This is a genomic window from Protofrankia sp. CiP1_Cm_nod3 (assembly GCF_982290655.1).
This window is the reverse complement of sequence record NZ_CEVIVD010000067.1, coordinates 1-11,712: the sequence shown is the minus strand read 5'-3', so window position 1 is coordinate 11,712 and position 11,712 is coordinate 1. Positions and strand designations below refer to the sequence as shown.

General features: G+C 73.9%; 9 protein-coding genes. 6 read left to right on the top strand and 3 right to left on the bottom strand.

The annotated features are described in order from the left end of the window. Positions 1 to 42 precede the first annotated feature (42 nt). Both AC5LUJ_RS14240 and AC5LUJ_RS14235 read right to left on the bottom strand, forming a co-directional pair. Positions 43 to 1,968, bottom strand: coding sequence for a glycosyltransferase family 39 protein (locus tag AC5LUJ_RS14240; protein WP_250291237.1), 1,926 nt, complete (start codon positions 1,966 to 1,968; stop codon positions 43 to 45). Further along, the gene (locus tag AC5LUJ_RS14235) at positions 1,965 to 4,244 is read right to left on the bottom strand and encodes an AAA family ATPase (protein ID WP_493465076.1); all 2,280 of its coding nucleotides are present in this window, start codon (positions 4,242 to 4,244) and stop codon (positions 1,965 to 1,967) included. The genes AC5LUJ_RS14240 and AC5LUJ_RS14235 overlap by 4 nt, the downstream gene beginning before the upstream one ends. 431 nt (positions 4,245 to 4,675) lie before the next feature. Here AC5LUJ_RS14235 and AC5LUJ_RS14230 point away from each other — a divergent pair, with 431 nt between their 5' ends. From AC5LUJ_RS14230 to AC5LUJ_RS14210, 5 genes are all read left to right on the top strand, one after another. Next, positions 4,676 to 5,500 (top strand): undecaprenyl-diphosphate phosphatase, encoded by an 825-nt coding sequence (locus tag AC5LUJ_RS14230; RefSeq protein WP_250291239.1) that lies wholly within the window; start codon positions 4,676 to 4,678, stop codon positions 5,498 to 5,500. Between the two features lie 157 nt (positions 5,501 to 5,657). Continuing rightward, positions 5,658 to 6,479, top strand: coding sequence for a histidine phosphatase family protein (locus tag AC5LUJ_RS14225; RefSeq protein ID WP_493465075.1), 822 nt, complete (start codon positions 5,658 to 5,660; stop codon positions 6,477 to 6,479). 109 nt (positions 6,480 to 6,588) lie between these two features. After that, entirely contained in the window at positions 6,589 to 7,374 is a 786-nt protein-coding gene (locus tag AC5LUJ_RS14220) for an SCO1664 family protein (RefSeq protein WP_250282015.1), read from the top strand. Between the two features lie 85 nt (positions 7,375 to 7,459). After that, complete coding sequence (gene mshC, locus AC5LUJ_RS14215) at positions 7,460 to 8,701, top strand: cysteine--1-D-myo-inosityl 2-amino-2-deoxy-alpha-D-glucopyranoside ligase (RefSeq protein WP_250282018.1); 1,242 nt, start codon at positions 7,460 to 7,462, stop codon at positions 8,699 to 8,701. 62 nt (positions 8,702 to 8,763) lie between these two features. After that, positions 8,764 to 9,576 (top strand): hypothetical protein, encoded by an 813-nt coding sequence (locus tag AC5LUJ_RS14210; RefSeq protein ID WP_250282021.1) that lies wholly within the window; start codon positions 8,764 to 8,766, stop codon positions 9,574 to 9,576. Between the two features lie 117 nt (positions 9,577 to 9,693). Here the strand turns inward: AC5LUJ_RS14210 and AC5LUJ_RS14205 are convergent, their stop codons facing one another. Further along, positions 9,694 to 10,533, bottom strand: a complete 840-nt coding sequence (locus AC5LUJ_RS14205) for a PAC2 family protein (protein ID WP_250282022.1) — start codon at positions 10,531 to 10,533, stop codon at positions 9,694 to 9,696. Positions 10,534 to 10,787: 254 nt separating this feature from the next. On the opposite strand from AC5LUJ_RS14205, the gene AC5LUJ_RS14200 reads away from it, so the two are divergent. Continuing rightward, positions 10,788 to 11,712, top strand: a 925-nt coding sequence (locus AC5LUJ_RS14200) for a homocysteine S-methyltransferase family protein (RefSeq protein WP_493465074.1), incomplete at its 3' end; no start/stop codon positions are given.

Genomic DNA, 11,712 nt, shown 5'->3' with positions numbered 1-11,712 from the left:
GGCGGCCCGGCCGGGTGGCTGCCGGCAGCGGCGGCCTGCCCGTCAGCGCAGGGTGGAGAAGCGTTCCAGCGAGGCACCCTCGTAGACCATGCGGCGGTCGACCTGGAAGGTGCGGTCGCGCAGGGCGGCCAGCTGGTCGGAGACGACCGCGCAGGCCCCCTCCAGGGTCTTGTAGCCGTCCGCCCGGACCAGGAACACCGCGTGCCCCGGCCCGGCCATCGCGTTCACCCGGGCGGCGAAGTCGGCGCCGGAGGCCCGTCGCATCCGTTCCGCGTAGTCGACCCAGTCGACCAGCGCCGGCCCGCTGGTGTCGGCGTAGACGATCTGCCGGACGTCGAGGCCGCCGCGGCGCTCGATCGCCCGGTACACCGCCGGGCCCAGCTGGTCGGGGCAGTAGGCGACCACGTCACCCGGCCGGGCCAGCGCCGCGATCCGGTTCGCGATCTCCCCGCTCTGGGTGCGTTCCTGCCGGGCCATGTGCCAGCCGCCGAACAGCCCGGTCACGCAGACGATGACCAGCAGCGTGACGTGCGCCCGGCCGGGCAGCAGGCCGATGCCGAGCGCGGCGAGCAGCAGGCAGGCCGGCAGCGAGATCCCGGTGTAACGCTCCGTATAGGCACTGCCGCCGGTGGTGTTGACCAGGTAGGCGAGAGCGAGCGGGAGGAGCCACACCGCGACCAGGTAGCGGCCGGGCACCCGCCCGGTCGGGACGATGTGCAGCCCGTCGTCCTGCGGGCGCCCGGTCAGGCCGAGCAGGGCCGCGGCGAGCAGGACCACCCCGAGCAGCGCGCCGGTCGAGGTCGGGCCGGCCCAGTCGAACACCGTGTCCAGCAGCACCTGCGCCTGCACCCGGGCCGCCCACGGCGTGCCCGTGTGCAGCATCTGGAACAGGAAGGACGGCATCCACGGCGCGAACACCACCGCCGAGGCGAGCATCGCCGCCAGCGCCGACAGCGCCGGGCGGCGGTAGTTCGCCCGGCGCAGCGCCTGCAGCGCGAGGAAGACCGCGACCGTGGTGAGCAGCAGGAACGTCCAGTAGTGGGTGTAGACCAGCGCCGAGGTGGCCACGGTGAGCACCACCAGCCGGCGGCGGGACGGCCGCTCCAGCGCCCGCACCAGGGCCAGCCCGAACAGCAGGACCAGCAGGACGACCAGCGAGTACATCCTGGTCTCGCTGCCGTAGCGGATCGCGTACGGCGAGCAGGCGAACAGCAGCAGGGCGGCGAGGCCCGCCCGGCGCGGGGTGTCGGCGTCACCGCTGCCGAACGTCACCGCGATCCGCCCGACCCGGCGGCCGGCGATCCAGGCGACCGGCAGGGTGACCAGCGACAGGATGCCCGACAGCGCACGGACGGCGACGTCACCCGTCCCGAACATCGAGATCCACACGTGCAGCGACAGGTAGTACAACGGCGGTGAGCCGTCCCGCCGCAGCGCGTCGAGCAGGCCGCCGACCGGCCTGCGGGCGATCTCCACCGTCAGCGACTCGTCCAGCCAGAGATGGCTCGGGGTCGCGAAGCGGGCGATGGCCCCGATCACGATCGCGGCGATGGTGCCGACGACCAGCAGCCGGCGCAGCCAGCGCTCCCCGTGCGCCACCCAGTCGGGCGTGGCCGGCGGCCGCTCGGCCTCGCCGGGAACGGCCGCCGACGGGACGCGCGCCGCCTCCGGGCGGGACGCCACCGCTGTCGGTGCCGCCACCGCTGTCGGTGCTGTCGGTGCCACCGCCGGTGCCGCGCTCGACGCCACCGCCGTTTCCAGCCCTACCGCCGGTGGAGACGCCGGCGCGGCCGGCACCGCTGCCGGCGCGGGGGGCGCCGGCGCGGGCGGATCCGCCACCGGGCTCCCGGAAAAGTCGGCACTCACCAGCGAGACGGTACTCACAGTGCCGGCCTGCCGATCGTCGGTGCCGGCCGGTTGATCGGCCACGGCCCGCACGGGGGCGGGGGAAAGCTCGGATGGGCTCATGATCCGTCCTGCCGTCCCTCCTCGTCGGCCGCCTCAGGCTGGACCTCCTGGGCGAGCAGGACCGGCAGCAGGGTGGCGCGCTGCCGGCCACCGGCGCTGTGTACCGCGGCCCGCAGCGCCGGGCCGTTGACGGACACCACCGACAGGTGCCGCCGCGCCCGGGTCAACGCGGTGTAGATCAGCGGACGGGTCAGCATCCGGCCCGCCTCCGGGGGGAACACGGCCACCACCGCCGGCCACTCGCTGCCCTGGGCCCGGTGGACCGTGACCGCCCAGCCGTGCCGCAGGTCCCCGACGATCCCGCCCGGGACCACCACGTCCCCGCCGGGGAACGCCACCGTGAGCGCGCCCTTGTCACCGGTCGCGGTCACCACGCCGATCTCGCCGTTGGCGAACCCGTCGTCGAGATGGTTCGCGGTGGCCACCACCCGGTCCCCGACGTCGAACCCGCCGGCCGCCCCGGCACCGGGGTTGAGCGCCTGCTTGAGCGCGGCGTTGAGCGCCTGCGTCCCCGCGGGGCCGCCGTGGACGGGGGTCACCACCTGGATGTCCGCGACCGGGATGCCCAGCGCCCGCGGGATGGAGCCGGTGACCAGCTGGACGACCCGGTGTGCCGCCTCGCCCGAGCCGCGGGTGGGCACCACGACCACCTCGCGGTCCGGCCCGGACGGGGGCGGGGGCAGCTCGCCGGCGCGCACGGCCGTCGCCAGCGTCGCGATCCCGCCGCCCTCGGACTGCCGGTAGAGGCGCCGCAGCTCGGTCACGGGCACCACCCCGGCCGCCAGCAGGTCGGCCAGCACCCGGCCCGGGCCGATGCTGGGCAGCTGCGCCGGGTCCCCGACGAGCAGCAGATGGGTGCCGTCCGCGCAGGCGTCGACAAGGGCCGCGGCGAGCTCGGCGTCGAGCATGGACACCTCGTCGACCACGACGAGGTCCGCCTCGACCGGGTTGTCGGCGTCGCGCGCGAAGGTCCCGGAGGTGCCCTGCGCCTGCAGCAGCCGGTGCAGCGTGCTCGCCGGCCACTCGCACAGCTCCTCCAGCCGCTTGGCGGCCCGGCCGGTCGGGGCCGCCAGGGCCACCTGCGCGCCGGCGGCGCGGGCGAGCCGCACAACCGCGGCGACCGTCCGGCTCTTGCCCGTCCCCGGACCGCCGGTGAGCAGGCTCACACCGGCGTCGAGGGCGGTGCGGGCGGCGCGCAGCTGGGTCTCGTCCAGGCCGGCCAGGACGGCGGCGAGGCCCTCGTCCGCCTCATCCGCCTCGTCGTCCTCGTCCGCCCCGTCGTTCCCGTCCGCGTCCGCTGCCGGGGCCGCTTCCCTGGCGGCGGCGTCCGCGGGGCCGCCCGGCTCCGCGCCGTCCGCGCTCTCCCCGGGGCCGGGGGCGTCGATGTCGTCCAGGGCGTCGAACATGCCAGGAAGATCGTCATCGTCCTCGCCGGCGGCCGGTGGGCGTGCCGGTGCCGTGCCCGTCGTGGCCGTTGTGGCCGTTGTGGCCGGCCGGGGGCGGGCGGATCCGGGGCGCAGCGGCTCGGCGAGGGCCAGCAGCCGCGCGATCCCTTCGGCCAGGGTCTGTTCCGCCGTGGCGTACCGCTCGAGCGCGGCCAGCCTGCCGGTGATGACCACCTGGCCGTCCTCGACCGCGCTGCCCAGCGCCGCCGCCGGGTCCACGACCCCGTCACGGGCGGCGGCCCGCAGCAGCGGGTCCACCTCCGCCGCGGTGTCCCCGAAGCGGGACGCGGCGCGGCGCAGCAGGTGGGCGACCACCGCGGGGCCGCGCCGGTCGTCGTCACGGCCCGCGCCCATGGCCCGGGCCAGCCGGTCGGCCTGGGTGAGCTCCGCCTCGCCCGCGGCGAGCAGCGCCCACGGGTCGGCACGCAGGGCGTCGGCCACTCCCGGCCCGAGCTCGTCGACCAGCCGGCGGACCAGGCGGACCGGCAGGTCGGCCAGGATGAGCAGCTCGGCCGCGGCAAAGGCGCCCCCGGCGGCGGCGAAGGACTCCACCAGCCGCCGGGCCCGCGCGGGAGGGACCCCCGGGACGGTCGCCAGCCGGGCCGCGTCCACGTCGGACGGGGCGCGGATCCCGGCGTCGGGCAGGCGGGCCGCGATCGTCCGGCCGAGCCCCGGCCACAGCCCGGCGGCGCAGAAGGCGGTGAACACCACAGCGGGATCGACGCCCGGGCCGACGGCCGCGGCGGCCGTCGCGCCCACCGGGCCGTCCGCTGGCGCCCCGTCGCTGACCAGGCTGGGGGGCTCGTCGGTGGAGATGGTCTCGGCCGGCATGCCGGCAGTCTAGAGCGGCCGTCGGACCGGCCGTTGCGCGCCGAATCCCGACGTGCCACCAGTAGTTACCGACGGTGACGTCCGGTGCGGAAGCGACCGGCGATCGACGCGGGAGCGACGGGGGATCGACGGGGGATCCACAGACGATCAGTGGAACAGCGGCTCCCGCCCTCCGGGGAGCCTCGGGCGAGGGCCCGTGGGCGGGGGCCGCTAAGGTCGATGCGACCCGGCGGGCCCCGCCACGGCGGATCCGGGGCGGCCGGGCGCACGGCGTCCGGCCGGTTACCCTGAGCAGGTCTCCCGGTGGCGGCTCGTATCCCGATCATCGACACCGCCCCTGTCGTGCCGATCGCGGTGACAGCGGCCACGTCCAGCATTGATCATGCAATGCCACGTACGCCATACGCAGAGCCACACAGAGGGGGCCGGGAGTGAACGCCCTGGAAGCAGTCGTGCTGGGCACCGTGCAGGGGCTGACGGAGTTCCTGCCGATCTCCAGTACGGCGCACCTGCGGATCGTCCCGGCGTTCTTCGACTGGGAGGATCCCGGCGCGGCGTTCACCGCGGTCACCCAGCTCGGGACCATGGCCGCGGTCCTGATCTACTTCCGTGGGGATCTGGGCCGCATCGCGCTGGCGTGGGCCCGCGGCCTGCGGGACCCGGAGATCCGCCGTACGCTCGACTCCCGCCTCGGCTGGTACATCGGGCTGGGCACGATCCCGATCGGGCTGATGGGCTTCGCCTTCCAGCACCAGATCGAAACGGGTGCCCGCAACCTGTGGGTGATCGGCTCGGCGCTGATCGTGCTGGGCCTGGCGCTGCTGTACGCCGAGCGGAAGGCCACGCTCAAGCGCGACGTCGACGACATCGGGCCGCGGGACGCGGCCATCATCGGGTGCGCCCAGGCGTGCGCGCTCATCCCGGGGGTGTCCCGGTCGGGGTCGACGATGACCGCGGGGCTGCTGACCGGGCTCACCCGGGAGGCGGCCGCGCGCTACTCCTTCCTGCTGTCGATCCCCGCCGTGGTGCTCTCCGGCCTGCTGGAGCTCCGCAAGATCGGCGAGGACGGCGGCGCGGGCACCGGGGCCACGGTGATCGCGACCATCCTCGCCTTCGGCGTCGGGTACGCCTCCATAGCCGGTCTGTTGAAGTTCCTCGTCCGGCACAGCACGATGGTGTTCGTCGCATACCGGGTGGCGCTGGGGAGCCTGGTACTCTCTCTGGTCGCTTCCGGAGTGATCGCGGCCACGCCATGACGGCGATCGTTCCGGAAGCCAGGTCCCGGAAACCAGGTCCTGGGAACATGTCCCGGCAACACAGCGTCTCGCGGGTGGGCATCGTGCAGGTCGTCATGCGGGCCGCGACAGGGATCGCGGCGGGGATCGCCGTGCGGGGCACCGTCGGGCAGCCGCGGTGACCACCGTTCTGCTCGTGCGCCACGGGCTGACCGCGGTGACCGGCTCCATCCTGCTCGGCTGGACGCCGGGTGTCGGCCTCGACGACAGAGGCCGGGCGCAGGCCCACGCGCTGGCCGGGCGGCTGGCGTCCGTCCCGCTCACCGCCGTCGTCTCCAGCCCGCTGCAGCGCTGCCGGGAGACCGCCGAGGCGATCGCCGCGCGACAGCGGGCGGCCACCGCGGGCCGGAGCGAAGACGAACAGGCCGGTGACGCCGGCCCTGCCGGGCCCGGCACGGCCGCCCCGGCCGCCCCGGCCGCCCCGGCCGCCCCGGCCGCGTCCGGCGCCGGAGTGGGCGCCGGCGGGCAGGAGCGGGACGCCGTCACGCTCGACGACCGGCTGGGGGAGTGCCACTACGGCGACTGGACCGGTCAGGAGACGAAGGTGCTGACCGCCGACCCGCTGTGGCGGACCGTGCAGGACCATCCCAGCGCGGTGGTCTTCCCCGGCCCCGGCGGTGAGGCGCTGCGCGACACCCAGCACCGGGCCGTCACCGCGGTGCGGGACTGGAACACCCGGCTGGGCCCGGGCGCGGTCTGGCTGGCCTGCTCCCACGGCGACGTCATCAAGGCGATCGTCGCGGACGCCATGGGCATCCACCTCGACCTGTTCCAGCGGATACTGATCGACCCCTGCTCGCTGACCATCATCCGCTACACCGAACGGCGGCCGTTCGTGGTCCGGGTGAACGACCGGGGCGGTCCCGTCGCCGACCTGCTGCCGGCCCCGTTGACGTTCCCCGCCGACGAGGGCGACGCGGTCGTAGGCGGCGGGGCGTAGGCGGCGGGGCGTAGGCGGCGGGGCGTAGGCCGAACCATAAGCCCGAACCATAAGCAGGGTGGGCCACAGGGCGGGACGGGCGCGCACCCGGCCGTCCAGACTGGGTGGCGTGAGTGAGCCCGCTTCCAACGTCACCCCGCCTGGACGGCCGGGGCCGGGGCCCGGTCCGGCCGACACCGGGGGCCTCGACGCGTCCGACGCCCTCACGCTGCTGCGGGACGGCGAGATCACCGTCACCGGACGCCTGCTCGAGGCCAGCAACGCCACCCTGTACTGCGAGATCAGCCTGGACGGGGTCGACCGGCGCTGCGTCTACAAGCCGGTGCGCGGCGAGCGCGCGCTGTGGGACTTCCCCGACGGGACGCTGGCCGGCCGGGAACGCGCGGCCTACCTGGTCTCCGAGGAGACCGGGACGGGGATCGTGCCGCCCACGGTGCTGCGGGGCGGCCCGTTCGGGACGGGCATGGTCCAGCTGTGGATCGACGTCGACGAGACCGTGGACCTGCTTGCTCTCATCCGCTCCGACGATCCCCGGCTGCGGGCGGTCGCCCTGTTCGACGCCGTGATCAACAACGCCGACCGCAAGGGCGGGCATCTGCTGCCCGCCCCGTCCGGCCGCGTCTACGGCGTCGACCACGGAGTGACCTTCCACGTCGAGAACAAACTGCGGACAGTGCTGTGGACGTGGCGGGGCCAGCGCCTGCGCGCGGACGAGACCGAACTGCTCACCTGCCTGCGGGAGGCTCTCGACGGCCCGCTCGCGGCGGCGCTCGCCGGCCTTCTCACCACCGCGGAAATCGGCGGATTGCGGGCCCGGGCCGCCCGGCTGCTGACCGAACGCCGTTTTCCGATGCCGTCCGGTGACTGGCCGGCAATCCCCTGGCCGCCCTTCTGACCTGCCGGCCAACCGGCCGGCGGGCGCGGGTCCGCGGATCCCCCGAAGCGACTGCGTGTTCCGCGCGTCCGGCTACGCTGACCATATGCAATCCTGGCCGGCTCCCTCTCGCTCCCGGCTGCCTGGCCGGGGATTACCCCTCCGGGTTTCCGACACGGCCACCCGCGCCGTGCGCCCACTCGCCGCGGGGCAGACAGTCCGAATGTACGTCTGCGGGATCACCCCGTATGATGCCACGCATCTTGGGCACGCATTCACCTATCTCACCTACGACCTGGCGTACCGGGTTCTGCTGGATGCCGGGCACGACGTCGTCTACGTCCAGAACGTCACCGACGTCGACGACCCGCTGTTCGAGCGGGCCCGGCGGGATGGCCTGGACTGGCGGGAGATTGCCCGCAGCCAGACCGAACTGTTCCGCGCCGACATGACCGCGCTGCGCATCCTTCCGCCCGCGGTGTACGCCGGGGCGGTCGAGTCGATTCCGCTTGTCATCGAACTGATCGAACAGTTGCGCGACCGTGGCGCGGCCTACCCGGTGGAACAGGACATCTATTTCCCGATCGGCGTGGCTCCCCGCTTCGGCGAGGTCTCCCACCTCAGCCACGCCGAAATGGTCGCCCGGGCCGCGGAGAACGGTGGTGACCCGCGGCGTGCGGGCAAGGAGGATCCGCTCGACCCGCTGCTGTGGCGGGCGGAACGCGCCGGGGAACCGTCGTGGCCCTCCCCGTTCGGGCCGGGCCGGCCGGGCTGGCACATCGAATGCGCGGCTATCGCGCTGGCGCACCTCGGGGACAGCATCGACATTCAGGGCGGCGGCACCGACCTGGTGTTTCCCCACCACGAGTGCGGCGTCGCCCACGCGGAGGCGGCCAGCGGGGTGTGGCCGTTCGCCCGTACCTACGTGCACACCGCCATGGTTTCCCTCGACGGGCACAAGATGTCGAAGTCGCGGGGGAATCTGGAGTTCGTCTCCCGGCTGCTGCGCGGCGGTGTCCAGCCGGCGGCGGTCCGGCTCGCCCTGCTCGACCACCGGCACACCGTGGGATGGGAGTGGACACCGGGCGCGATCGACACCGCCCGTGACCGGCTGGCCCACTGGCAGGCGGCGGCCGCCGGTGAGCGCGGCCCGGACGCCCGGCCGCTGCTCGACGACGTCCGCCGGCATCTCGCGGACGATCTCGACGCCCCGGGCGCGCTCGCCGCGGTCGACCGCTGGGCGGCCACGGCGCTGACCGTGGGCGGCCAGGACCTCGAGGCTCCCGGACTGGCACGTGCCATCATCGACTCGCTGCTCGGGGTGGACCTTGACCCGGTTGTACCGTGACCCGGTTGTACCGTGACCCTGTCGTGCCGTGACCCTGTCGTGCCTGGAGGATGTTCACGTTGATGGGCGCCCACTACCAGCGGGCAGACGCTGGAACCTACGGTGAACGGCCGACATTCGACGAGGTGGCGCGGGGCTACGACCCCCAGCAGGTCGAGGCGTACCTGGACACGTTGTGGCGGTACGCGGGCCAGGTCACGGCCCGGGCGGCCGCGGCCGAGGCGGCGCTGGAGAGCGAACGCCGCCGCCGGGACGCCGAGGCCCAGCTGCCCGACCGGTCGCCGGCGCAGGCGGGTGGGCGGATCGGCATCATGCTGGCCATCGCGCAGCAGGAGGCCGACGAGATCGTCGCGGGTGCCCGCGGTATCGCGGAGCGGGCCCTCCAGGAGGTCGTCGAGGACTCCGCCGCCAGTCATCCCATCGTGCGCAAGGCGCGCGAGCAGGCCGACAGGCTGCTCTTCGACGCGGTCGAGCAGTCCCGGCTGGAAGCCCGGCAGCGGCAGGCCGACATCGAGACGCAGATCACGCAGCTGTCCGGCAGCCTGGAGACGCTGCGCCGCCAGCAGGGCGAGGTGCTCGGCGCGCTGCTGCGGCTGCGCAGCCTGGTCAACACCGAGGAGATCGACCGGGCGGTCACGGAGCTGGCCCGGGCCGGGACCGCGGGCGTGGGCGCCGAGGAGCGTGAACGGGCCACTGCGTACCGTCCGGAGGACGTGGCTACATCCGCGCAGACAGTGATAGGCTCAGAGCAGAAAGTCACTGATGCGAGCTTTACCGATACGAGCCTTTTCGCCCGGACGGCGAAGGTGCCCGGTAGCTCCTCGCGTTACCGCGACGACGAGGACATCCTCGACGCCGAGGTCGTCGAGGAGTAGCCGCCGAGGAACGGCGGCCGCCGGGCGGCGGAGCGTCAGAACGGGCGGCGGGGAGGGTCCTGTGTCGTGTGTCGCACTCGGGCAGGGCATGCACGATCTGGTCCAAGGGCCGGTGGGCTACCGTCCGCGGCGCCGCAGGTACCGTTCGAATTCGCGGGCGATCGCATCCCCGCTGGCCTCCGGCAGCTCGGTCTCCGGCTCCCTCGACTCAAGTGCCCGGACATACTCGGCGACCTCGGTGTCGCCGGCGGCGAGCTCGTCCACCTGGCGTTCCCAGGCCCGGGCCCGGTCGGCCAGGTCACCGAGGGGGATCTCGATGTCGAGCAGGTCCTCGACCCGGCGCAGCAGCGCCAGCGTCGCCTTCGGGCAGGGCGGGTTCGCCACATAGTGGGGGACCGCCGCCCAGAAGGACACGCTCGCCAGCCCGGCGCGGGTACACGCGTCCGCGAAGACCCCGACGATACCGGTCGGGCCCTCGTACTTCGACGCGTCCAGCCGGAAGCGGGCGGCGGTGCCGGCGTCCCCGGCGGTGCCGTTGATCGGCACCGGACGGGTGTGCGGTGAGTCCGCGAGCAGCGCGCCGAGGCTGACCACCGTCTCGCCGCCCAGGGCGTGCACGGCCTCGATCAGCTCGTCGGTGAAGCTGCGCCAGCGCATGTTCGGCTCCAGGCCGCGGATGAGGATCAGGTCGCTGTCGCCGCTGGTCGGGCGCGCCACCGACAGCCGGGTCGTCGGCCAGGCGATCTTACGGTCGTCGCCTGTCCCGCTCACCGTCGGCCGGTTCACCTGGAAGTCGTAGTAGTCGTCCGGGTCGATGGCACCGACGACCCGCGCGTCGAACGTCGACTCCAGATGCTCGACGGCCGCGGACGACGCGTCCGCGGCATCGTTCCAGCCCTCGAAGGCAGCCACTACGATCGGCGACCGTAGCTGACCGACATCGGAGAACTCGATCACCTGCCACCTCCTGCCGCCCCCTGGCGGTTCACTGCCCCTGTGACAGTGCAACGGTACGTCCTACGCTCGCGCGTGCCGGCGGATCCTTGTGCCCCACTGTCGGGGAAATGCCACGGGACCGTCCCGGCCCGTCCCGCCCCACCGTCCGGCTGACAAAAATATTGCCGGCCGGAAGGCCCGTAAGCAGGGCGAACCCAGGACGCGGCGCAAGCCACGACCATGGGCGGCGGTGATGCTACCGGTACGCTTCGGACGTGCGAGGAGATCTGCTGTCCGTCCTGGCCGAGCGCGTCGTGGTGGCCGACGGCGCCATGGGAACGATGCTGCAGGCCACCGGCCTGACACTCGACGACTTCGACGGGCACGAAGGCTGTAACGAGATCCTGAACGTGACGCGTCCAGACGTGGTACGGGCGGTCCACGACGCCTACTTCGCTGTCGGGTGTGACGCGGTCGAGACAAACACGTTCGGGGTCAACCTCGCCAATCTTGGAGAGTACGGCATCGCCGACCGTATCGGGGAACTGGCCGAGGCGGGCGCCCGGATCGCCCGTGAGGCTGCCGACTTCTGGAGCCGGCCGGGTCAGCCCCGTTTCGTCCTCGGTTCGGTGGGCCCCGGCACCAAGCTGCCCAGCCTCGGCCACATCACCTACCGGCCGCTGCGGGACGCCTACCAGCGGCAGGCCGCCGGCCTGCTCGCCGGCGGCGTCGACGCCATCCTGGTCGAGACCGCCCAGGACCTCCTGCAGGCCAAGGCCGCGATCATCGGGGCGCGCCGCGCGATGGCCGAGGCCGGCCGGCGGGTGGCCCTGATCGCGCAGATCACCGTGGAGCTGACCGGCACGATGCTGCTCGGCTCGGAGACCGGCGCGGCGCTCACCGCGCTGGAGCCGCTCGGCATCGACCTGATCGGCCTGAACTGCGCCACCGGCCCGGCCGAGATGAGCGAGCACCTGCGCTACCTGTCCCAGCAGGCCCGGGCCGGGCTGTCGGTCATGCCGAACGCCGGCCTGCCCGAACTGGGCAGCGACGGCGCCACCTACCCGCTGACCCCGGCGGAGCTCGCCGACGCCCAGGACGTCTTCACCCGCGACTACGGCGCGGTGCTCGTCGGCGGCTGCTGCGGCACCACCCCCGAGCACCTGCGCCAGGTCGTCGAGCGGGTCGCCGGCCGGGGTG

Coding starts and splice junctions, on each gene's coding strand:
- AC5LUJ_RS14240 (WP_250291237.1), bottom strand. CDS start 1,968: ATGAGCCCATCCGAGCTTTCCCCCGCCCCCGTGCGGGCCGTGGCCGAT.
- AC5LUJ_RS14235 (WP_493465076.1), bottom strand. CDS start 4,244: ATGCCGGCCGAGACCATCTCCACCGACGAGCCCCCCAGCCTGGTCAGC.
- mshC (WP_250282018.1), top strand. CDS start 7,460: ATGCAATCCTGGCCGGCTCCCTCTCGCTCCCGGCTGCCTGGCCGGGGA.
- AC5LUJ_RS14210 (WP_250282021.1), top strand. CDS start 8,764: ATGGGCGCCCACTACCAGCGGGCAGACGCTGGAACCTACGGTGAACGG.